The sequence below is a fragment of the Arthrobacter sp. JDC6 genome (genome assembly GCF_056484025.1).
This window is the reverse complement of the sequence record NZ_CM151278.1, coordinates 174,258-197,149: the sequence shown is the minus strand read 5'-3', so window position 1 is coordinate 197,149 and position 22,892 is coordinate 174,258. Positions and strand designations below refer to the sequence as shown.

Here is a 22,892-nt window from a genome sequence, read left to right as displayed (position 1 = left end):
TTGAGTAGGGGTCAGGCTGATTGCCGGACGACCAGCTGGTGCTGCAGGGTCAGGTGGGCGCCTGGGGTGCGGTCCTGGATGGCACCTGTGAGTAAACCATCCAGGAGTCCGACGGCGGCGCGGCCCACGGCGCGCAGGTCCAGTGCGAGGGTGGTCAGCTCAGGTGTGAGCAGTTCCCCCAGCGGTATTCCGTCCATGCCGATGACGGCACACTCATTGGGGACGGAGGTGCCTGACTCCCGCAGTGCCTTCAAGGCGCCGGCTGCCATCAGGTCGTTGAAGGCGAGGATGCCATCGGGGCTCCCGCCTCCGGCCAGATAGAGGGCCACCGCCGACCGTGCCGCGGCCGCCGATGGCTGTGCCTGGAGGCGGGCGAGCTGGATGCCTGCCTCCGCTGCCACCGCGGCGGCGGCCGCGCTCCGGCTGCCGGCGGGGCCGCCCTGGTCCGAGTCCAGGAAGAGGATGCTCCTGCACCCGTGGGACGCGAGATGGCGGAGGGCGAGCCTGCCAGCGTGACGGTAGTCAAAGGAGATGCTGCCGGCGGTGCCGGCGTCCGGGGAGTCAAGGGCGACGACGGGACGGCGGCCCATCAGCGCCTGCGCCTCGTCCTGGTGGGGTGCAAGGTATCCGATCAGTGCATCGACCTGGGGCGCAAGCCGCGCGGCGGCGTCAACGGCGCTGCCGGTCCCGTGGCCGTAGTCGTCCACCACCACGTTCCAACCGCGCTCCGTGGCGGCCTCCACCACGCTTGAGGCAAAGGCCGGGAAATAGGGGTTGGTCAGGTCCGGGATGGCGAGGCCAACAGAGATCCGCGCGCCCTGCACAAGGCCCTTGGCGAAGCGGCTGGGGCTGTAGCCCATTTCTGCTGCGAGCTTTTGGACCCGGGCGCGGGTTTCCGCGCTGATGCCTGCCATGTCATTCATGGCCCGGGTGACGGTTTGGCGCGATACGCCTGCAGCGGCTGCCACATCCAGGATGGTTGCACGCCGGTCCCTGGGACTCGGCGTTCGGGGGGTCATAAACGGTAAGTCTAGGCGGTGGTGAAGGCCCGTATTGATACCGGTGTTGGTGGGTTAAATGTGGGAGGCCCCAACCTGGTGGTTGGGGCCTCGACCAATGTGTGTCCGGCGGTGACCTACTCTCCCACACCCTCCCGGGTGCAGTACCATCGGCGCTGTGGGTCTTAGCTTCCGGGTTCGGAATGGGACCGGGCGTTTCCCCCACGCTATGACCGCCGTAACCCTTGTACCCGCCCGCCCAGTGTTTTGTTCGGGGGTGGGAAGACTCGTGGTTACAACATTGTGGTGTTGTTCTTCAGTTGTGGTGGTTCCGTGCCGTGACAACCCCGTGTGTTGGGGGGTTGTTGGTTGGGAACCACATAGTGGACGCAAGCAGAGTTTGTATGTATCTGTGTGGTGTAAGTTGTTGGCCTATTAGTACCGGTCAGCTTCACGAGTCGTTAGTCCTCGCTTCCACATCCGGCCTATCAACCCAGTGGTCTGGCTGGGGGCCTCTCACACCCGAGGGTGTATGGAAATCTCATCTCGAAGCGAGCTTCCCGCTTAGATGCTTTCAGCGGTTATCCCATCCGAACGTAGCTAATCAGCGGTGCACTTGGCAGTACAACTGACACACCAGAGGTTCGTCCGTCCCGGTCCTCTCGTACTAAGGACAGCCCTTCTCAAATTTCCTGCGCGCGCAGCGGATAGGGACCGAACTGTCTCACGACGTTCTAAACCCAGCTCGCGTACCGCTTTAATGGGCGAACAGCCCAACCCTTGGGACCTACTCCAGCCCCAGGATGCGACGAGCCGACATCGAGGTGCCAAACCATGCCGTCGATATGGACTCTTGGGCAAGATCAGCCTGTTATCCCCGAGGTACCTTTTATCCGTTGAGCGACGGCCATTCCACAATGTACCGCCGGATCACTAGTCCCGACTTTCGTCCCTGCTCGAGATGTCTCTCTCACAGTCAAGCTCCCTTGTGCACTTACACTCGACACCTGATTGCCAACCAGGCTGAGGGAACCTTTGGGCGCCTCCGTTACTTTTTAGGAGGCAACCGCCCCAGTTAAACTACCCATCAGGCACTGTCCCTGACCCGGATTACGGGCCGAAGTTAGATGTCCAAAGTGACCAGAGTGGTATTTCAACGATGACTCCACCCGAACTGGCGTCCGGGCTTCAACGTCTCCCACCTATCCTACACAAGCCACTCCGAACACCAATACCAAACTATAGTAAAGGTCTCGGGGTCTTTCCGTCCTGCTGCGCGTAACGAGCATCTTTACTCGTACTGCAATTTCGCCGAGTTTATGGTTGAGACAGCGGGGAAGTCGTTACTCCATTCGTGCAGGTCGGAACTTACCCGACAAGGAATTTCGCTACCTTAGGATGGTTATAGTTACCACCGCCGTTTACTGGGGCTTAAATTCTCAGCTTCGCCTTGCGGCTAACCGGTCCTCTTAACCTTCCAGCACCGGGCAGGAGTCAGTCCGTATACATCGTCTTGCGACTTCGCACGGACCTGTGTTTTTAGTAAACAGTCGCTTCCCCCTGGTCTCTGCGGCCCCGATCCCCTCCACACCGCAAAGGGTGTATCAAGGTTGGGGCCCCCCTTCTCCCGAAGTTACGGGGGCATTTTGCCGAGTTCCTTAACCATAATTCTCTCGATCGCCTTGGTATTCTCTACCTGATCACCTGTGTCGGTTTGGGGTACGGGCGGCTAAAACCTCGCGTCGATGCTTTTCTCGGCAGCATAGGATCACCAAATCCCCCCAAACGGGGGTCCCATCAGATCTCAGGCACCATGAGTGGCGGATTTGCCTACCACTCGCCCTACATCCTTAGACCGGGACAACCATCGCCCGGCTCGGCTACCTTCCTGCGTCACACCTGTTAATACGCTTGCCTCCCGGGATCAGGTCCTGCGCTCCACCAAAACCCTCACACCACAAGGGCGCTCGGGCAGGCTTCGGGCAGTTAGTATCCCCCGCTCAGCATGGGCGGTTTTTCGCCGGTACGGGAATATCAACCCGTTGTCCATCGACTACGCCTGTCGGCCTCGCCTTAGGTCCCGACTTACCCAGGGCAGATTAGCTTGACCCTGGAACCCTTGATCATTCGGCGGACGGGTTTCTCACCCGTCTTTCGCTACTCATGCCTGCATTCTCACTCGTGTAGGCTCCACCGCTGGTTTACACCGCGACTTCACCGCCCACACGACGCTCCCCTACCCATCCACACGCCTGAACCACAAGGGCTTAGCTAAAATGTGAATGCCACAACTTCGGCGGTGTACTTGAGCCCCGCTACATTGTCGGCGCGGAATCACTTGACCAGTGAGCTATTACGCACTCTTTTAAGGGTGGCTGCTTCTAAGCCAACCTCCTGGTTGTCTGGGCAACTCCACATCCTTTCCCACTTAGCACACGCTTAGGGGCCTTAGTTGGTGGTCTGGGCTGTTTCCCTCTCGACTATGAAGCTTATCCCCCACAGTCTCACTGCTGCGCTCTCACTTACCGGCATTCGGAGTTTGGCTGACGTCAGTAACCTTGTAGGGCCCATTAGCCATCCAGTAGCTCTACCTCCAGCAAGAAACACGCAACGCTGCACCTAAATGCATTTCGGGGAGAACCAGCTATCACGAAGTTTGATTGGCCTTTCACCCCTACCCACAGCTCATCCCCTCCATTTTCAACTGAAGTGGGTTCGGTCCTCCACGACGTCTTACCGTCGCTTCAACCTGGCCATGGGTAGATCACTTCGCTTCGGGTCTAGATCACGCCACTCACACGCCCTATTCAGACTCGCTTTCGCTACGGCTGCCCCACACGGGTTAACCTCGCGACGTAACACTAACTCGCAGGCTCATTCTTCAAAAGGCACGCCGTCACCAGAATCAGACTGGCTCCGACGGATTGTAAGCACACGGTTTCAGGTACTGTTTCACTCCCCTCCCGGGGTACTTTTCACCTTTCCCTCACGGTACTGGTCCGCTATCGGTCATTAGGGAGTATTTAGGCTTATCAGGTGGTCCTGACAGATTCGCACGGGATTTCTCGGGCCCCGTACTACTTGGGATACTCTCACAGGCGGTACAAACACATTACGGTTACGGGACTAACACCCTCTCTGGCCGGCCTTTCAAAACCGTTCACCTATGCGCGCACATCACACCCCACCAGCCCGGCAGAACTGGTATGGAAAGTCCCACAACCCCGACCATGCAACGCCCGCCGGCTATCACACATGGAACGGTTTAGCCTGATCCGCGTTCGCTCGCCACTACTAACGGAATCACTATTGTTTTCTCTTCCTGCGGGTACTGAGATGTTTCACTTCCCCGCGTTCCCCCCACGCACCCTATGTGTTCAGGTACGGGTCACCGAGTCACTCGCGCGCTCGGCGGGGTTTCCCCATTCGGACACCCTGGGATCACAGTCCGGTTATCGACTCCCCCAGGCTTATCGCAGATTCCTACGTCCTTCTTCGGCTCCTAATGCCAAGGCATCCACCGTGTGCTCTTAAAAACTTGACCACAAAGATCAAAAACATTTCTCGAGAGAACCACAGAAACCAACCACACCCCAACACCCAAAGGGCATCAACAGCGCAGCCAGATCCAGGTTCATTAATCTTGGAAATTGCTTCTTATACAAGATGCTCGCGTCCACTATGTAGTTCTCAAACAACAACCCCACACCACACACCCCACACACCCACAACAGGCGCACGGAACGTCACGGCAGGGAAACCAGAAACAAACAAACCCGACAAGGAACCACCACGACCAAAGCCGCAGCAACCCCTCCCCGGCCCTGTTGCCTCAGGACCCAACAGTGTGCCAAACACTACCCAGCAACCCAAACCAGCCGCGTTCCAGAACACCCGCCCTCCCCCGAAGAGAAGAACAAAACATTCGTACTAACCACACCGGTCCGTGCCACCAGGCACCTATTTGTTGATATTCCACCCATGAGCACCCGCCACGGAACAATCGTCCATGCTGCGGGCTTGCTTCCTGACAACCCCCCACACCGGCATTCACCAGCACAGAAGAGTTGGAGGTGCTCCTTAGAAAGGAGGTGATCCAGCCGCACCTTCCGGTACGGCTACCTTGTTACGACTTAGTCCCAATCGCCAGTCCCACCTTCGACAGCTCCCTCCCACAAGGGGTTAGGCCACCGGCTTCGGGTGTTACCAACTTTCGTGACTTGACGGGCGGTGTGTACAAGGCCCGGGAACGTATTCACCGCAGCGTTGCTGATCTGCGATTACTAGCGACTCCGACTTCATGGGGTCGAGTTGCAGACCCCAATCCGAACTGAGACCGGCTTTTTGGGATTAGCTCCACCTCACAGTATCGCAACCCTTTGTACCGGCCATTGTAGCATGCGTGAAGCCCAAGACATAAGGGGCATGATGATTTGACGTCGTCCCCACCTTCCTCCGAGTTGACCCCGGCAGTCTCCTATGAGTCCCCACCATCACGTGCTGGCAACATAGAACGAGGGTTGCGCTCGTTGCGGGACTTAACCCAACATCTCACGACACGAGCTGACGACAACCATGCACCACCTGTAAACCAGCCCCAAAGGGGAAACCACATTTCTGCAGCGGTCCGGTTCATGTCAAGCCTTGGTAAGGTTCTTCGCGTTGCATCGAATTAATCCGCATGCTCCGCCGCTTGTGCGGGCCCCCGTCAATTCCTTTGAGTTTTAGCCTTGCGGCCGTACTCCCCAGGCGGGGCACTTAATGCGTTAGCTACGGCGCGGAAAACGTGGAATGTCCCCCACACCTAGTGCCCAACGTTTACGGCATGGACTACCAGGGTATCTAATCCTGTTCGCTCCCCATGCTTTCGCTCCTCAGCGTCAGTTAATGCCCAGAGACCTGCCTTCGCCATCGGTGTTCCTCCTGATATCTGCGCATTTCACCGCTACACCAGGAATTCCAGTCTCCCCTACATCACTCTAGTCTGCCCGTACCCACCGCAGATCCGGAGTTGAGCCCCGGACTTTCACGGCAGACGCGACAAACCGCCTACGAGCTCTTTACGCCCAATAATTCCGGATAACGCTTGCGCCCTACGTATTACCGCGGCTGCTGGCACGTAGTTAGCCGGCGCTTCTTCTGCAGGTACCGTCACTTACGCTTCTTCCCTACTGAAAGAGGTTTACAACCCGAAGGCCGTCATCCCTCACGCGGCGTCGCTGCATCAGGCTTTCGCCCATTGTGCAATATTCCCCACTGCTGCCTCCCGTAGGAGTCTGGGCCGTGTCTCAGTCCCAGTGTGGCCGGTCACCCTCTCAGGCCGGCTACCCGTCGTCGCCTTGGTAGGCCATTACCCCACCAACAAGCTGATAGGCCGCGAGTCCATCCAAAACCACAAAAGCTTTCCACCAACCACCATGCGATGGAAGGTCATATCCGGTATTAGACCCAGTTTCCCAGGCTTATCCCAGAGTCAAGGGCAGGTTACTCACGTGTTACTCACCCGTTCGCCACTAATCCACCAGCAAGCTGGCATCATCGTTCGACTTGCATGTGTTAAGCACGCCGCCAGCGTTCATCCTGAGCCAGGATCAAACTCTCCGTTGAAGTAAAACAAAAACAGACACAACCACAACCACCGGAAATAACGGCAGAAACAGCTGCACAAAATTTGAAACCAGCTAAAAACACCATGCACACCACGGGGTGGCGGCACAGCACAATCAACCAATTACATACATAATCGGTATCAACAAACTTGGCACACTATTGAGTTCTCAAACAACAGACACACCCGGCACCACCCAAACCAACGTCCAGGCTCGCTCCGGAGCAACTTTCCAAACTTACCCGATCAACCACCCCGACGCAAATCCATTTCTCAGGATTCCCATCAGACCAGAAGACGGTCCCCCACCAATTTCCGGCGCCCTAAGGAGCGACCAGAATTTGGTCTTGAATTTGGGGGTTTGGCCACCCGCGGTTACCAGCTCTTGGCTGTCTCCCCCGCGGCGACTTAGAAAACAATACACGCACTCGTGGCCCACCGCAAACCGCTCATCCAATGGCTGCAATTCCCCGGGATTCCGGGGCAGGAACGGCCATGCGGGGCACCCGCCGGCCTCCCGCCGTCGTAATTCCGCTGTGTGCGCTGCCGCACATCCGGCAGCCATCACGGCAGACAGCAAAAGGGCCGGCAACCCTAAGGTTGCCGGCCCTTCTCAAGCAGCTGGATTCAGCGGTGCTGGATTACCAGGAAGACTTGGTGATGCCCGGGAGTTCGCCCTTGTGGGCCATGTCGCGGAAGCGGACACGGGAGATGCCGAACTTCTGGAAGGTACCGCGGGGGCGGCCGTCGATGATGTCGCGGTTACGCAGACGGATCGGGGACGCGTTGCGGGGCAGCTTCTGCAGGCCCAGGCGGGCTGCTTCGCGTGCTTCGTCGGTTGCGTTCTCGTCAACCAGGGTCTTCTTCAGCTCGAGGCGCTTTGCAGCGTAACGCTCAACGATGACCTTGCGCTGCTCGTTGCGAGCAATCTTGGACTTCTTAGCCATGTTTAGCGCTCCTCTCGGAATTCGACGTGCTGGCGGATCTTGGGGTCGTACTTCTTCAGGACCATGCGGTCCGGATCGTTACGACGGTTCTTGCGGGTTACGTAGGTGTAACCCGTACCCGCGGTCGACTTGAGCTTGATGATCGGACGTACGTCCTTGTCCTTAGCCACTAGAGCTTCACCCCACGAGCCAGGATCTGGGCGACGACTACGTCGATGCCGCGTACGTCGATGGTCTTGATGCCACGTGCAGAGACCTGCAGCGTGACGTTACGGCGCAGGGACGGAACCCAGTAGCGCTTCTTCTGGATGTTCGGATCGAACCGACGCTTGTTGCGGCGGTGCGAGTGCGAAATGCTGTGCCCAAAGCCCGGCTCGGCCCCGGTCACTTGGCAGTGTGCTGCCATGACTTCTCCTCAAGAATTGAAAGTAATGATCCGCATATCTGCTGCTGGACCATGCTGCTAAGGGCGACCCAAAAATGCAGAAGGGCAACGGTTAGTCACGCAACTTGAGCCCCTAACTACCGGCCACCCTGGAGAAAATTACCGGGCAACCGGAGCAATTGCGCACGCTCCGCGCACTTAGCGCCTACCAAGTCTACGAGTTGGCGCAATTAAAGACCAATCGGGGGTCATCGGGTGTATAAGGGCCGCCGGAAGGTCACAGCCACAGGTTGGTCCTTTTCACAGCAGGCACATAGCTTCGCCAAGCACCTTGGATACATGAACACGCAGCTCCTGCCGGCATCTCCGGCCGCAAGCAGCTCCGGCCGCCCGGAGCCTTCATCACCTTCAGCGAAGAGGCCCGCCCGTGGCTGGTTTGCCCGGCAGTACCGGCAGCGCATGCTGCGGACGGACCTCCTGACGGTCATTGCCTGGGCCTCCGTTGCCGCCGCAATTGCCCTCTGGCTTGCCGACGGCGGGGCCACCGCGATCACGTCGCCGGCGTCCCTGTTCACGGCGGCGGGCATCGTGGCCGGGCTGGCGGGCATGGACCTGGTCCTGCTCATGCTGCTGCTGGCCGCGAGGATTCCCTTCATTGACCGCACCATCGGCCACGACCGCGCGCTGGAGTTCCACGGGAAGCTGGGAAAGCCTTCGCTGTACCTGCTTCTGGCACACGGCCTCCTGGTCGCGGCTGGGTACGGCATGGCCGAAGGACTGGATCCGTTCACCGAGTCCGTCAACCTTTGGGTGCAGGTGCCGGACATGTGGCTGGCGTTTGTCTCCATGGCGCTGTTCATCGCGGTCGTCGTCACGTCCCTGGTGGCTGTGCGGCGTCGTTTCCCGTACGAGTTCTGGTATGTGGTGCACCTCCTGACCTACGCCGCGGTGGCAACGTCGCTGCCCCACCAGTTCAGCGTGGGAGGCCTCTTTGCGGCAGGCACATGGCAGCGCTGGTACTGGCTGGCCATTTGCATCTACACCGGCGCTGCCCTGGTGTATTTCCGGGTACTGGAACCGGTACTGGCCACGGCGCGGCACCAACTGTCGGTGGCCCGCGTGGAGGCCGTGGCGCCGGGCGTGGTGAACATCGTCATGAATGGCCGGAAACTGGACCAGCTGGCGGGCACGGGCGGACGGTTCTTCATCTGGCGCTTCCTGGCTCCGGGACTGTGGTGGCATCCCCACCCGTTCAGCCTGTCCGCCGAACCCGTCTTCCAGGGCCCGGACGGCCAGGGGACGCTGCGGGTCACCGTACGGAACCTTGGCAGCGGCTCCGCCCAGCTCCTGCGGCTGCGGAAGGGGACCAAGGTGGCGCTGGAGGGTCCCTACGGACTGCTCAGCACGGCTGCCAGGACCAGGAACAAGGTGGTGATGATCGGGGCCGGCATCGGCATCACACCCCTGCGCGCACTGCTGGAAACCACGCCGTTTGCTCCCGGCGAGGCGACAGTCCTGCTCCGCGGCCACACCGACCAGGAGCTGTACCTGGGCAGCGAAATCCTCGACCTCTGCCAGGCCAGGGGGGTCCGGCTCTTCCACCTCACCGGGCCGAGGGCCCACGGCCACTCCACCTGGCTTCCCGGGGACGCCGTGCGGAACGGCTACAGCCTCACCTCCTACGTGCCTGACATCGCGGATGCGGACGTCTACGTCTGCGGCCCGGCGGCGTGGGCGGCCAACGTCATGGCGGATGCCGGGAAAGCCGGCGTCTCCGGGGAACAGATCCATCACGAAAGGTTTGACTGGTGAAAATACGCGGAACAGTTGCAGCGGCCCTGGCCTCCGCCGGGATCCTCCTGGCGGGATGGCAAACAGGCACCCAGGCAGGCGGCATCAGCACCGTCGCATCAAGCACGACGGCGACAGGCACCACGGGCTCGACGGGTACGGGTACGTCCGGCTCTTCGGGCACCTCGGCTTCCGGCACCTATAAGGGAACCGCCGTGCAGACCCGGTTCGGTCCCGTGCAGGTCCAGATTACGGTGGCCAACGGGAAGATCACGGATATCACCGCCCTCCAGCTCACCAACACCGATGGCAAATCCATCCAGATCAGCAACCGCGCGGCACCCCTGCTCCGGAGCAAGGTCCTCGCGGCGCAGTCGGCGGATGTCCAGACCGTCAGCGGCGCCACCATTACCAGCGACGCGTACCTGACCTCAGTCCAGGCGGCCATCGATGCAGCCCACCTCTAGCCCCCTGGACGCCGCAACCCCCGCCGCCATGCTGAAGGCCCGCACCTTTGAATGCATGGGCACGGTCATCGGGCTGACGCTGCCCGTCAGCTCCCCTGCGGAAGGGCAGCCTGGGCTCGATGAGCTGGCTGCCGCCACCGCCGTCGTCGAACGCCTTTTCCGCGACCTGGACGAACAATTCAGCCTGTACCGCCCGGATTCGGAAGCGGCCAGGCTGGCCCGCGGCGAGCTGATGCTGCGGGGCGCCTCAGCCCGGATGCGAGAGCGGTACGCCGAGGCGCACGAATGGCGGCTGCGCACGGAGGGCGCCTTCACCCCGGAACGGCCTGACGGCGTCCTGGACCTGTCCGGGATCATCAAGGGTCATGCCATCCGCGAGGTGGGCACGTCGCTCAAGGCCCTGGGCCGGCACGATTGGTGCCTGAATGCCGGGGGCGACGTGTTGGTCAGCGGCTCACCACGCCCCGGCAGCGCCGAGCCCTGGAAAGCCGGCATCGTGGATCCGGCGGACCGCCAAACCCTGATTACCGGCTACGCACTGGGCGCGGGCAGCCGGCACAGTGCGATCGCCACCTCCGGCTCCGCTGAACGCGGTGAGCACATTTGGCGGGTGGGACGCGGCGCCGGGTTTGTCCAGGTCACCGTGGCCGCCGCGGACATTGTCACCGCCGACGTGCTGGCCACGGCGATCGTCGCCGGCGGAACACAGATGCTGAACCGCGCCACGGACACCTGGGATGTTGCCGTGCTGGCGATCCGCGCTGACGGCTCCACGCTGGCGACTCCGGCCTTCCATCCCGCCTGAACCGCCCGCGCCCCACCGCCGCTACAACCGCTACAGCCGGGTGAGCTGGGCGTACTTGGGCTGCAGGTTGTCGCCGGACGACTTGCCGGTGACGCGCCGGACCACCCACGGCGCGGCGTACTCGCGGAACCACCGGGCGTTGGCGCGGAGGGCGTCGGCGCCGCTCAACTCCGGAACAGGGGTCATCGGCGGGACGTCGATGGAATGGTCGTACTTAAGGACCTCGAGGACGCGCTTGGCCATGTTGGCGTGGCCGGCGGCGGACATGTGCATCCGGTCGTGGGCCCACATGCCCCAGTCGTAGTACTCGCTGAAGCGCCAGTAATCCACCAGCAGGGCGCCGTGGTCCCCTGCGATTCCGCGGACCAGTTCGTTGTAGATGGCGGTGCGGCCGCGCATGGTGCCGAACACCTTTGAACCCCGGGCATCGAAACCCGTGAACATCACCACAGTGGCGCCGGTGGCCGCCAGCTTCCCGACGGCGTCGTTGTACTCCACCAGGAGGTCATCGATGTCCACGCGCGGGCGGAGGATGTCATTGGCCCCGGCGTAGATGCTCACCAGCGTGGGTTTAAGTTCGACGGCGGCGTCCACCTGCTCGGCCACGATCTGCCGAAGCTTCCTGCCGCGGATGGCCAGGTTGGCGTAGCCGAAATCCGGATCAGCGGCGCAGAGCTGCTCCGCCACCCGGTCCGCCCAGCCGCGGACCCCGTTGGGGCGGGTGGGGTCGTCGTCACCGACGCCTTCGGTAAACGAGTCGCCAAGGGCCACGAACCGGGAAGTGAAATCCATGCGGTTAGTTTGCCATCCGTTGCCGGAAGCAACCAATCGCCGGTTATGTCGCTTGGTCAGGCTGGGTTTCGCGCAGGATCCAGTGGTCCTTGTCCAGGCGTCCCACCACTTTCTCGCCGATCCGCGCCAGGTCCAGCACATCCTGCCCGGTCAGGGCATCGAGGAACAGGTCGCGGACGTCCTCAACATGGCCCGGGGCCAGCCCAACGATGGTGGCCATGCCTTCCTCCGTGAGGTGCGCGGTGGTCACCCTTGCGTCATGGGGGTGGGGACGCCGCTCCACCCAGCCGCGCTTCTGCAGCTTGGTCACCACATGCGAAAGCCGGGACAGTGAAGCGCTGCTGCGGGCGGCGAGCTCACTCATGGGCAGGAACCGGTCGTCTGCCTCGGACAGCATGGCAAGGACCGTGTAGTCGAAGAGCGACAGCTTCCCGGCCGCATGCAGCCTGGTGTCGAGGGCCGCCGGCAGCAGCGTATTGATGCTCACCAGCGCCAGCCAGGCGCGGCGTTCGTCAGCGTTGAGCCAGCGGGGTTCGGTCATGGCCCCCATTCTACGATTGATCTTTCAAGTAGCTGGAAGCGGCACCGGTAGGCTTGCCCCATGTATGTTGTCTCCCTCACCTACCGCGTGCCGCAGGAGATCGTCGACTTCCACAACGACGCCCACATCGCCTGGCTGCAAAAGGCGTTCGACGACGGTGTCTTCATTGCCGCCGGCCGCAAGATTCCCCGCACTGGAGGGCTGCTGCTCTCGCAGGCTGAACGGGAAACCCTTGACGCGAGCCTTGCGCAGGACCCGTTCTACATCAACGGCGTGGCCGACTTCGAGGTGCTGGAGTTCCACGCCGGCCGGGTGGCCCCGGGGTTCGAAAACCTGTTGGACACCCCGCCCGCGCAAACCACCTAAGGTGACGCAGGCCGCTAGGGTGGGCTGCCGCCGTCGTACCCTTCTGCGGCGAGCTTCTTCAGGCCACCTTTCCGCGGCACCTTCACAGGCTTGGGCCAGCGCGGGCTGAGCCTGTCCCCCAGCGTCACCCCGCGGAGCTTGCGGCCAAAGAGCGGCAGGACCCAGTCATGGACCCAGCGCCGCTGGCGCCGTTCCCATTCGCGCAGGCCCAACCTTGGTGGTGGCTCCCAGTCCCTGGGTTTGATCTTGTGCGGCACGCCCAGCTGGTCCAGCACCTGCCCGGCCAGGTATTTGTGCCCGGCCTTGGACATGTGGAGCCGGTCAGAGTCCCACATCCTGGCGTCGTGGAAGGCATCCAGGCACCAGTAGTCCACCAGCACGGCCCCGTACTTTTCCGCGATGTCCCGCACCCGCTGGTTGTAGTAGGCGTTGCGTTTCTTCAACGGCTCCAGGAGCGCGGAAACCTTGACGTCGAACCCCGTGAAGAGGACCACTGTGGCCCCCGTGCCGGCGAGCTGGGCAACAAGCTGTTCATAGTCCGCCATGAGCGCGGGCATATCGGTCTTCAGGTCCAGGATGTCGTTACCGCCGGCGTACAAGGTCACCAGTGTTGGCCGCATCCGCAGTGCCGGCTCCAGCTGCTCGTCGATGATGTGCCGCAGCCGCTTGCTCCTGATGGCCAGGTTGGCGTACTTCCACCCCGGCTGCGCCTTGGCGAGCTTCTCGGCAACCCTGTCGGCCCACCCCCGCACCCCGTTGGGCAGCCGCTCATCCCGGTCCCCCACGCCTTCGGTGAAGGAGTCGCCAAGGGCCACAAACACCCGCCGCCCGGAGTCAGGAAGCAAGGATCCAGTCACCACCGCCCCAACGTAGCGGCGCTGGGAAAAGCAAGGACGACGCCGGGATGAACAGTAAGTGAGCGGGAGCCTGGGAAAGCGTTGCGGGATCCGGTGGAGCGCTTATGGCGTCCGGGACCCGCTGTCCGTCTGCATTCCTCCGTAAACCGGACGGAACTCCCAGGTGTAGGAGCCGTCCGCTTTCAGGCTCATCCTCAGGTGGCCCCAGGTATCACTGAACTTCCGCTGGACGTAGGCCGGGTTGCTCGCGAACGATCGGAGGCCGATACCGCCGGTGGACACCTGGAACTGCTGCATGCCGTCGGGGACGCATTGGTCGGCGTTGTTCACCGGGCAGGTCCGCTCATAGTTGTGCTGGGACCCGGACAGCAGGACTTTCACCCGGTTGTTCCAGAACATGTCGATCCAGGGCTTCGCCTGGGTGAAGCGTGTGTGGCTGGATGTGTCGGACGTGAAATACGGGTCGTGGTAGACGGCCGCCAGATGCTTCCCCGCGGCCTTGGCCGCCTTCAGGTCAGCGTCCATTTCGGCGGTCATCGCCTGCGCCCGGGCCACGTTGTAGCGCCATGTGGCCGTGGGCGCCACCAGGATATGCCAGTTCCCCTTATCGAACGAATACCACTCCAGCGCATCCTGGAACCGGCCCAGAGTGGTGCTGGTAGCGGACTTGGTGGTGTTGACGCACTGGCCGTCCATGAACCGGTCCACGTCATCGTTCACACCCGGCTCCACATCGTGGTTGGGGCCCGTGGTCCAGTACGTCTTGGCTTTCAACCCGCCCCACAGCGTGTTCCACGCTCCAAGCGCCGAGCAGGTCCCCTTGTCGTACTGGAAATCGCCGATGGCAAGGAAATTATCCAACGAACCATCGTTGAGGCCGCTGATGATGCTGGCAGCGTTCTTGCCGGACGCCGAACTCGTGGACGTATTTCCTGAGGGGTTCATGTCGCCAACAGCGGCGAACTCGAAGGAATCACCCGCCGGCGGCGTGGTAGGCGCCGGGGTTGGAGTCGGGGTGGGGGTTGGAGTCGGGGTGGGGCTCGTCCCGCCGGCGGCCGGGTAGACACGTATCCAGTCCACGCGCATTTCCGCAGCACCGTCAGCAGTGGAATCAGGGAACCAGTCCAGTTGCAGCGTCTGGTGCATACTGCCCGGAGGCTGGTGGGTGGGGTCGGTGTCCTCGAACCATTTCACGCCATCCACGTATCCGACCATCCCGGCGGGGGACCAGTCCACTGCGTAGTTGTGGAACTGGGTCACGTCCAGCGTCTTGCTGGCCCTGGTCTGGGAGTTGCTGCAGGAGAAGTGCTGGAAGAAGTTGATCACGTTCCAGGCGCCCGTTGTTTCCGCGTAATCCACTTCGCCGTCGCAAGGCCAGTTTCCGCTGTCCGGCCACAGGATCGAAACCATATGGTACTCATTGTCGCCCGACCCGGCGGCGCGGACTTCCCACCGCCCGTACTTTTGTTTGGCGAACTTCGCGGACATGCCGGCAGTGGTCCCGTCCGGGGTCCCGCTCATGACCATCTTGGAACCGTCCACTGTTACCTGCTGCGGGCTGCGGATGCCTTGGCCGGCGTGCCCTGCGCTGTTGTACACGCTCCATTTGGTGGCGTCCGGGGCTCCGGTGTAGTTGAACTCGTCCCCGGCCACAGGTGCGCCCCAGTTCTGCGTGGCAGCAGCCTGGACTCCGCCCGCATCAACGGGCGCGGGCGCAGGGGTGGAGGTAGGGGTGGGGGTTGGCGTCGGGGCGGGGCTTGTCACCACGGCGTCAGCGGCGGTGGTGACAACCAGCTTTGGGCGGAGTGCCGCGTCCAGGGCCTGGTTCGATTTGAAGCCCAGCCATTTCTGCGCGCTGGATTCGAGCCGGAAGTTCTGCTCGCCGCCGGTGGCGCCGACGCCCTTGGTAACGTCCCATTCCACCCAGGCCCCCGTGGCGAACCCGCCGGCCTTGGCCAGCCAACTCCCGCGGGCCGGTGCGTTGTTCCAGGTGACGCCCGTTTCGGCCCATGTGCCGCTGGTGGTGTAAACGTCCACAAACTCGGTCGACGTTGCCGCCGCCTCAGAATATGCCCGCAGCTTTGCCGAGACGACGTGTTCCCCGGCGGGGACCTGGACGTTGAACCGCAGGAGACTGCTCCGCGAGATGCTTGTCCGGCCCTCCGTGGACCAACGCACACTGGTCCCGAAGTTCTCCGTTGGCCGGTCGGCCTGGACATAACTGTCGGCGGTCGGCGCGAATGTCAGCGCTCCCACCGCGTTCGCCACGCTGCCCACTACGGCAAGTGAGGCGAGCATGACTAAGAGTGTCAGGACGGAAACAGCTGGCCGCAGGATAGTTTTCATGGAATGAGACCTTAATGTTCCAGTTGAAATATCCGAAGCATACGCGTGTCACACCCTATGACACAGCAATTTCCTTAATTGGCAATTGCTGAAAATTTGTGTTACTGCGCGGAGGCGCCGAGCGGGCCGGGGTTAGCCTTCGGCTTTGCCCTGCCGCCAGTAACCCATGAAGGCCACCTGTTTCCGGTCCATCCCCACGTCGCGCACCAGGTAGCGCCGCAGGTCCTTGATGACGGCGGCTTCGCCGGCGATCCAGGCGTAGAAGGGCATGGCGCCGGCGGGCATTCCGGGGTTGCCGGCGGCGCCGATGTCCCCCGTTTCGAGGCGTGCGGGGGTTTCCCAGAGGATGTCCGTGTCCACGTTGACGTCTTCGGGCTCCGGGCCGGCGCCGCCGCCGTCCGCTTTGATGCCCACCCAGCCCGGCACGGGGACTGCTGTGCGTACGGCCTCCTGCAGCAGCTGGCCGTGCGGCCGGGAGCGGCCGATGACGGCGCCGCGGGCAAGCCACGTGATCTCGATGTCCGCCGGGGACTGCAGTTCAAGGAAGTCGCCGGCCTGGGGAACCTCCAGGAGGGCGTGCCCGCTCATGTACGGCGGGAGGGTTTCGAGGATGGCGGAGATGGCGGGAACTGCGGTTTCGTCACCGGCAAGGAGGATGCGCTGGGCCAGGCCGGGCCGCCATTCGATGCCGGAGTATGTCCCGGCGGTGATGCAGTGGGCGGCACGGTTGTTGGGCCCGATGATGGTGAGGGCGTCACCGGGTTTGGCCTTCAGGGCCCAGTCCGCGGCCGGCCCGCTGTTGTGCGGCCCGTCCTTGTGCATCGCAAAGTCCACGTCGATCTCCGGATAGACCGCGTCCAGCCGCGCCTCACGGACGGTGTAGGTCCGCATCGAGCCGCGCACCTCCGGGTCCATGGCCAGCCAATCCCGATACCAGCCGGGCTGGCCGGTGTTGACGGCCGGCAGCGGCAGCTGCGAGCCGTCCGGGGCCAGGGACGGAATCAGGAGCTTGATCCGGAGGTCCAGGGTGTGGCCTTGGACGCCGAAGTCACGCAGCGCGTAGCTACCGAACGTGATCCTGCGGAAGGTGGGGCTGAGCTGCTGGACGGAGGAAACGGTGACCTCAAAGGCGAGACTCATCGGCTGGGTGGTCATCGGCTGGGCACTTGCCGGTTGTGCAGTTGCCGTTTGTGCTCGGGCGGTGTCGCGGGTCGTCATGGGACGGGCTCCAGTTCGTAGGCAGTGTGGTGGCGGCCGATGGGGATGATCAGCGGGGTGGCCGAAACGGGGTCCGGGATGACCCGGCTCTCCAGGCCGAAGACGTGGCGGACCAGTCCTTCCGTCACCACCTCGCGCGGGGACCCCACCGCTGTCACGGTGCCGTCCTTCATGGCGATGACGTGGTCCGCGTAGCGGGCCGCCAGATTGAGGTCGTGCAGGACGATTGCCACGGTGATACCCCGTCTGCGGTTGAGGTCCGTTACCAGGTCCAGGACCTCCACCTGGTGGGCCAGGTCAAGGTAGGTGGTGGGTTCGTCCAGCAGCAGGACGTCGGTTTCCTGGGCGAGTGCCATGGCAATCCAGGCCCGCTGCCGCTGGCCGCCGGACAGTTCGTCCACGTCACGCCCGGCGAGGTCCAGCGTCCCGGTGGCTTCCAGCGCGCGCTGCACGGCGGCGTCGTCCTTGTCACTCCTGCTCCGGAAGAAACCCTGGTGCGGGTAGCGCCCGCGTCCCACCAGGTCTCGGACGGTGATGCCGTCCGGGGCGGTGGGGTGCTGGGGAAGCAGGCCGAGGGTCCGGGCCAGTTCACGGGCCGGACGGGTGTGGATGTCCCTGCCGTCCAGGGTCACGGTGCCGCCGGCGGGCTTCAGGAGCCGGGACAGCCCGCGGAGCAGGGTGGACTTTCCGCACGCGTTGGCACCCACGATCATGGTCACCCTGCCCTCGGGAATCCGGACGTTGAGCCCGTCCGCCACACAGCGCTGGCCGTACGTGAGCGTCAGGTCGCGTGCTTCGAGAAGTGCCACGTCAGGCATCCTTTCGGTTGGCCGTGACCAGGAGCCACAGCAGGAAGGGGGCGCCGAGCGCGCCGGTGACAACACCCACCGGCAGGACGGTGCCGTTTAGGAACAGGGGTGCCAGGTTGGCGGCAACATAGTCTGCCGCCAGGACAATCAGGGCGCCCACCAGGGCCGACGCCGGCAGGCTGGCCTTGCCGGCGAAGCGGCGCGCGATGGGAGCGGCCAGGAAGGCGACGAACGACACCGGCCCTGCGGCCGCCGTCGCCACTGCCGCGAGCGATACCGCGATGGCCACCAGCGCCAGGCGTGCGGCATTGACGCGGACCCCCAGCCCGGCCGCGGCATCATCACCCAGTTCCAGGATGCGGAGCGGACCGGCGATGAGCACAACGGCGGGAACCAGCACCGCGAGCGCCAGGAACAGGACGCCGGCCCGGTCCCAGTTGGCGGAGTTCAGGGATCCATTGAGCCAGACCAGGACGTCGGCGGCAGTGCGGATGTCAGCGCGGGTCATCAGGAAGCTGACCACTGCGTGCAGGGCGGCAGCGATCCCGACGCCGGCAAGGACCAGCCGGTTTCCGGCGGCGCTCCCCCGGCCTGCCCTGCGGGTGGCACCGCCGCTGGAGATCGCATGGATCAGGCCTGCCACGGCCAGTGCACCCGCCAGCGCCGCCCCGGAAACCAGCGCACCGGAGGCGCCGAAGATGACAATCGCAACCACCGCCGCCGCGCTGGCCCCGGAGCTGATGCCGATGACGTCGGGGCTGGCCAGGGGGTTCCGCAGCATGGTCTGGAACAGGGCGCCGGCCAGCCCGAAGGCAGTCCCGGTCATGGTGCCGATGACGGCCCGCGGAAGCTTGTTCTCCATCACGATGAAGCTGGCGCCCGGAATCCTGGCGCCGCCCGTCACATGGTTGAAGACGATGGCGAAGAAGTCCGGAACGGTCACCGTGTAGCTGCCCAGCAGGACGGATACGAAAAACAGGAGCACGACGGCGGCGCCCAGCACGGCGGTCCGGTTGCCGGCCCCCTTGGCCATCACAGCCCGGCCCCCTTTCCGCGGCGGATCAGCCACACGAACACCGGCGCACCGATGAGGGCGGTCATGATGCCGGCCGGGACTTCGCCCGGCGGCAGCACCACCCGCCCAAGAATGTCGGCGGCCAGGAGCAGGACCGGAGCCGCCACCAGGGAGAAGGCCAGGATCCAGCGGTAGTCGGGCCCGGTGAGGACACGCACGGCATGCGGTACCACCAGGCCCACAAAGCCGATGGGGCCCGCCAATGCCGTGGCGGTGCCGCAGAGCAGGACGATGCCCAGGGCCACCAGGGCCCGCGAGGGCCCGACGCGCCGGCCAAGCCCCCGCGCGATGTCGTCCCCCAGCGCCAGGCTGTTGAGGGTGCGGCCGGCCAGGAGCACGATGAGCGCACCGGCGGCCAGGATCGGCAGGCCGGGCAGGAGTACGGTCCAGTCACGGCCCGCGATGCCGCCCACCTGCCAAAAGCGGAACCTGTCCAGGGTGTCCTGGCTGGAGACCAGGATGATGTTCATGAGCGAGGACAGTCCGGCGCTGAGCGCGGCTCCGGCCAGCGCGAGCTTGACCGGGGTGGCTCCCTCCCTGCCCAGCGAGGCGATGAGGTATACCACCACTGCGGCAGCAGCGGCCCCAATCAAGGCGAACCAAACGTAGCCGGAGAAGGTGGCCACACCGAAGATGTAAATGCCGGCGACCACCGCCAGGGCGGCTCCGGCGTTGACGCCAAGAATGCCGGGGTCGGCCAGCGGATTGCGGGCAACTCCCTGCATCGCGGCCCCGGCCAGGCCCAGCGCGCCGCCGGCCAGCAGGCCCAGGACCGTGCGCGGAATGCGGGCCAGCACCACGGCATGGTCACCGTTGGCGGGATCGAACGCGGAAAGGGCCTGCCATACCGTCGCAAGGGGAACCTCCCGGGCCCCCACGGCCAGCGATGCCCCGGCCACCAGCGCCAGCACGACGACGGCGCCGGTCAGCCAGGCGGCTCGCGTTCCCGGCGCAACACCGCAGACGGGAGCAGCGGCTGCCCCGGCCCGCACCTGGGTGCCCGTGCCGGCGGCCGGACGTACCGTCGTCGTACCCATGAAGGCGCGGCCCCTACTTCACTGCATCCGCCGCCGTGGCCAACTGCGGCAGGAACGTATCCAGCGACCACGGCAGGCTCAGCGGCGACGACGCCGAGATGGACAGGGTCAGGGTGTTGTCCTGGTCGGCCACCAGGGCGCCCTTCCTGATGGCCGGGATCTGCCCGAGCAGCGGATCAGCCTTGATGGCCTCCGCGGTGGACGCGTCGGGAACCCAGGTGACGAAGATGTCCGACTGCAGTTCGTTCGTCTTCTCGGCGGACCAGGAAAGGTAGAACTCCTTGGAACCCTTGGAGTTCTCCGCGACCACCGGGGCCAGGGTCATGCCGATTTCGGTGAGGAAGCGGGGACGGTTGTCGTTGGCGGTGTAGACGTTGACGCCGTCACCCCGGGCGGGCTCCAGGTTGCCGTAGATAAAGCTCTTGCCCTGGATCTGCGGGTACTGGGAGACCTTGTCCTTAACGGTGGTCTCGGTGTCGGAGACCAGCTTGGCCGCTTCCGCTTCCTTGCCCAGGGCCTTGCCGATGATGGTGGTGGAGTCCTGCCACGAGGTTCCGTAGGCCACTTCCGGGTGCGCCACCACGGGGGCGATTTCGCTGAGCTTCCTGTAGTCCTCCTCGGTGAGGCCGGAGTAGGCGGCGAGGATGACGTCCGGGGCGAGCTTGGCGATTTCCGTGAAGTTGATGCCGTCCGCCTCCGAGTACTGGACGGGGGCCTTGGCCGATCCGAATCCGGCCCCCAGCTTTTCGAGCGCCGCGTCCTTCCAGGGGGTGGACCCCTTGTCATTGCCACCCCACTCGTTCCTGGGGATACCGACGGGCACCACGCCGAGGGCAATCGCGACGTCGTCGTTCACCCATGAAACCGTCGCCACGCGCGCGGGCTGCTTCTCGATGGTGGTTTGGCCGAATGCATGGCCGATGGTCACCGGGAACTGGGTGCTGCTGCCGGTGCCGCCCGTGCCAGCCACTGAAGAGGCCGGACCCGTGCTGCAGGCGGACAGGGTCAAGGCTGCCGCGGCGAGCACCGCAGCCGCCTTGCCGGCGGAAGAGAAAAGCGTCCGGCGGGTGGAGAGAGGGCCGGAAAAGAGGGGGGACGTCACGGGGCTCCTTGGATCAGGCTGCTGGAAACTTAAGTAAGGCTAACCTATGTAAATGTCGATTACGCAACATTTTTGTCACCTAATCCCGCAACGTGACAAAGGCCACATCCGCCATCAGGTTCTTGGACAGGGCGGGGCACATTTGGCAGGATTGCCTTGCCGGCAGGGCACCCTTACCAGGGCACGCTGAACAGAAACGGAACAACGGGAACAATGCGCATGCAAAAGGTCGTTCCGGCCGCCGCTGCCATGGGAAGCGGGGTGGCCGCTTTGGCCTGCTCCGCGGAGACTGACTGACTCCCCTGTTACCCCGGCCCGGCTTAGGGCCGCCCACCCTTTACGAAAGTTCAGCCATGCAATCAGTCACGCCCCAACAAATCCGTTCATCCTTCGTCAACGCCAGCCGCTCAGAAGCAGCCAAGCTGACACTGCCCAGGAACTTCGACGCCCTGGACTGGGACAGCCTGGAGTTCCTGGGCTGGCGCGATGAAAAGATGCCGCTGCGCGGGTACTTGGTGGTTCCCGGCCCCAAGGGCCTCACGGGCATCCTGCTCCGGGCGCCCGAAGGAGGAGCCGGGAAGAACCGCTCGGTATTGTGCGAACTGTGCCGGGATGTGTTCTCGAAGGAGGACGTGCTCCTTTGGGTCGCAAGGCGCGCAGGCCAGTCAGGACGCGACGGCAACACCGTGGGGACCCTGATCTGCGCCGACTTCCTGTGTTGTGGCAACGTCCGCAAGGAACCGCCGGCCAACGAGATCAACCCCGATCCGGCGGCCGTCGTGGTACGCCAGATCCAGGGCCTGCAGGACCGCACCGCGCAGTTCCTGGCCCGCGTGCAGAATAAGTAGGCGGGCAGCGGAAGCCCTCCATCACTCCGGTGACGGAGGGCTTCCCCATGTGCCTCAGCGGTAGGAGAAGCTCATCAGCAACGCCTTCAGTTTTTGGCCGTCCCCGCCCCAGTACCACGCCTTCGCCGCCTCGTCATTGGCAAACGGCGGACCGGTAAACAGCACGTCTGCGGCCAAAATGCGGTCGCCGAGCATGACGGGCCCGTTTTGCACCTTGCCGTCCGGTGACACCGGCAATCCCGCCGTCAGCCCCATGCGGTACTCAACGGCACCCTTGACGTGATCGGTGAAGAACGACGAATGGGGCGTGGGAACTGCGTGGCCCACCAGTCCCGGCACAGGGTCCGCCGCAAGGACAAACCTGGCATCAGGACCGGCAACGGCGTCACCCACCTGGCTGTAGTAGATGTTGACCCGCCCGGCGCCGTTGGCATCAATGACGGCGGCCGTTTCCACCGGGGGTGATGCGGAAACCTGCTCATGTACCACGCGCCAGTCCGCCGGATGGGCAAAGGACAGCCGGCCCTCGGGGAAGGTATAGGTCACCATCCCGGCAGGAGTGGGCGCGGACGTGGGAGCAGGCGAGGGCGGCGGAACGGCAGTCTCCGTGGACGCGCCCCCGCTACCTGCGGGGGCGTAGTCCGCGCAGGCGGCGAGGGACAGCGCCGCTGCGGCTGTTATCACAAGGAGGATTGGAGCGGGGTGCCGTGGGCGCATGGGGGTGCCTTTCAAGAGGACGCCATCGTTCTCTCGGAGAAAGTGCGGACCCAGCATCCTGCAGTACCTATGGGATTTACTCTGGCGAGGTGAGTTGGTAAAGCCCAGAGTGGCACAGCGAAAAGACCGGCCACCACGGCCGGAGCGATAAATCCATCAATTTGTTATATTGCTGGATCCGGT

At 63.7% G+C, this 22,892-nt stretch carries 19 protein-coding genes and 3 rRNA genes; 5 read left to right on the top strand and 17 right to left on the bottom strand.

All coding sequences use genetic code 11. From position 1 onward, the window contains the following. Positions 1-11 precede the first annotated feature (11 nt). The 7 genes from ACV095_RS00960 to rpmB form a co-directional block, all read right to left on the bottom strand. A complete protein-coding gene (locus ACV095_RS00960; protein WP_478222698.1) occupies positions 12-1,019 on the bottom strand; it encodes a LacI family DNA-binding transcriptional regulator in 1,008 nt (335 codons plus the stop codon). Positions 1,020-1,122: 103 nt separating this feature from the next. Continuing rightward, positions 1,123-1,239 (bottom strand): 5S ribosomal RNA (rrf, locus tag ACV095_RS00955). Between the two features lie 173 nt (positions 1,240-1,412). Then, positions 1,413-4,542, bottom strand: a 23S ribosomal RNA gene (locus tag ACV095_RS00950). A 540-nt stretch (positions 4,543-5,082) separates the two neighbouring features. Next, a 16S ribosomal RNA gene (locus ACV095_RS00945) occupies positions 5,083-6,605 on the bottom strand. Together the 16S, 23S and 5S rRNA genes form the textbook arrangement of a ribosomal RNA operon. Positions 6,606-7,247: 642 nt before the next feature. Then, positions 7,248-7,553 (bottom strand): 30S ribosomal protein S14, encoded by a 306-nt coding sequence (gene rpsN / locus ACV095_RS00940; protein WP_009358853.1) that lies wholly within the window; start codon positions 7,551-7,553, stop codon positions 7,248-7,250. Between the two features lie 2 nt (positions 7,554-7,555). After that, the gene (gene rpmG, locus ACV095_RS00935; RefSeq protein WP_013602737.1) at positions 7,556-7,723 is read right to left on the bottom strand and encodes a 50S ribosomal protein L33; all 168 of its coding nucleotides are present in this window, start codon (positions 7,721-7,723) and stop codon (positions 7,556-7,558) included. After that, a complete protein-coding gene (rpmB, locus tag ACV095_RS00930; protein ID WP_013602738.1) occupies positions 7,723-7,959 on the bottom strand; it encodes a 50S ribosomal protein L28 in 237 nt (78 codons plus the stop codon). The genes rpmG and rpmB overlap by 1 nt, the downstream gene beginning before the upstream one ends. Before the next feature lie 318 nt (positions 7,960-8,277). Between rpmB and ACV095_RS00925 the strand changes: the two genes are divergently transcribed. From ACV095_RS00925 to ACV095_RS00915, 3 genes are read left to right on the top strand one after another with little or no spacing between them, the layout of a single operon-like run. Next, a complete protein-coding gene (locus ACV095_RS00925) occupies positions 8,278-9,750 on the top strand; it encodes a ferredoxin reductase family protein (RefSeq protein ID WP_026266171.1) in 1,473 nt (490 codons plus the stop codon). Continuing rightward, positions 9,747-10,196 carry an FMN-binding protein gene (locus ACV095_RS00920; RefSeq protein WP_018771905.1) on the top strand — a complete coding sequence of 150 codons (450 nt, stop codon included), beginning with the start codon at positions 9,747-9,749 and terminating at the stop codon, positions 10,194-10,196. Before ACV095_RS00925 ends, ACV095_RS00920 begins: the two co-directional genes overlap by 4 nt. A 28-nt stretch (positions 10,197-10,224) precedes the next feature. After that, positions 10,225-11,001: an FAD:protein FMN transferase gene (locus ACV095_RS00915; RefSeq protein WP_478223492.1), complete on the top strand. Its 777-nt coding sequence runs from the start codon at positions 10,225-10,227 to the stop codon at positions 10,999-11,001. Between the two features lie 30 nt (positions 11,002-11,031). Here ACV095_RS00915 and ACV095_RS00910 read toward each other — a convergent pair whose 3' ends face one another. Next, positions 11,032-11,793, bottom strand: a complete 762-nt coding sequence (locus ACV095_RS00910; protein ID WP_018771907.1) for an SGNH/GDSL hydrolase family protein — start codon at positions 11,791-11,793, stop codon at positions 11,032-11,034. Between the two features lie 43 nt (positions 11,794-11,836). Continuing rightward, positions 11,837-12,334, bottom strand: coding sequence for a MarR family winged helix-turn-helix transcriptional regulator (locus ACV095_RS00905; protein WP_026266173.1), 498 nt, complete (start codon positions 12,332-12,334; stop codon positions 11,837-11,839). A 60-nt stretch (positions 12,335-12,394) separates the two neighbouring features. Here ACV095_RS00905 and ACV095_RS00900 point away from each other — a divergent pair, with 60 nt between their 5' ends. Next, positions 12,395-12,700, top strand: coding sequence for a YciI family protein (locus ACV095_RS00900; protein ID WP_018771909.1), 306 nt, complete (start codon positions 12,395-12,397; stop codon positions 12,698-12,700). 14 nt (positions 12,701-12,714) lie between these two features. Here the strand turns inward: ACV095_RS00900 and ACV095_RS00895 are convergent, their stop codons facing one another. From ACV095_RS00895 to ACV095_RS00865, 7 genes are all read right to left on the bottom strand, one after another. After that, the gene (locus tag ACV095_RS00895) at positions 12,715-13,560 is read right to left on the bottom strand and encodes an SGNH/GDSL hydrolase family protein (protein WP_026266174.1); all 846 of its coding nucleotides are present in this window, start codon (positions 13,558-13,560) and stop codon (positions 12,715-12,717) included. A gap of 99 nt (positions 13,561-13,659) precedes the next feature. Continuing rightward, on the bottom strand, positions 13,660-15,855 hold the full coding sequence (locus ACV095_RS00890) for a CBM96 family carbohydrate-binding protein (RefSeq protein ID WP_478222697.1): 2,196 nt from the start codon (positions 15,853-15,855) through the stop codon (positions 13,660-13,662). Between the two features lie 180 nt (positions 15,856-16,035). Then, a complete protein-coding gene (locus ACV095_RS00885) occupies positions 16,036-17,058 on the bottom strand; it encodes a siderophore-interacting protein (RefSeq protein WP_478222696.1) in 1,023 nt (340 codons plus the stop codon). Between the two features lie 59 nt (positions 17,059-17,117). Then, positions 17,118-17,930, bottom strand: coding sequence for an ABC transporter ATP-binding protein (locus ACV095_RS00880; protein ID WP_478222695.1), 813 nt, complete (start codon positions 17,928-17,930; stop codon positions 17,118-17,120). A gap of 1 nt (position 17,931) precedes the next feature. Next, a complete protein-coding gene (locus ACV095_RS00875; protein WP_156400195.1) occupies positions 17,932-18,963 on the bottom strand; it encodes a FecCD family ABC transporter permease in 1,032 nt (343 codons plus the stop codon). Further along, positions 18,963-20,042: a FecCD family ABC transporter permease gene (locus ACV095_RS00870; protein WP_478222694.1), complete on the bottom strand. Its 1,080-nt coding sequence runs from the start codon at positions 20,040-20,042 to the stop codon at positions 18,963-18,965. Before ACV095_RS00870 ends, ACV095_RS00875 begins: the two co-directional genes overlap by 1 nt. A 13-nt stretch (positions 20,043-20,055) precedes the next feature. Then, positions 20,056-21,144, bottom strand: a complete 1,089-nt coding sequence (locus ACV095_RS00865) for an iron-siderophore ABC transporter substrate-binding protein (RefSeq protein WP_478222693.1) — start codon at positions 21,142-21,144, stop codon at positions 20,056-20,058. A gap of 353 nt (positions 21,145-21,497) precedes the next feature. Here ACV095_RS00865 and ACV095_RS00860 point away from each other — a divergent pair, with 353 nt between their 5' ends. After that, complete coding sequence (locus tag ACV095_RS00860) at positions 21,498-21,992, top strand: FBP domain-containing protein (RefSeq protein ID WP_478222692.1); 495 nt, start codon at positions 21,498-21,500, stop codon at positions 21,990-21,992. Between the two features lie 54 nt (positions 21,993-22,046). On the opposite strand, the gene ACV095_RS00855 is transcribed toward ACV095_RS00860, so the two are convergent. After that, positions 22,047-22,676: a hypothetical protein gene (locus ACV095_RS00855; protein ID WP_478222691.1), complete on the bottom strand. Its 630-nt coding sequence runs from the start codon at positions 22,674-22,676 to the stop codon at positions 22,047-22,049. Positions 22,677-22,892 lie beyond the last annotated feature (216 nt).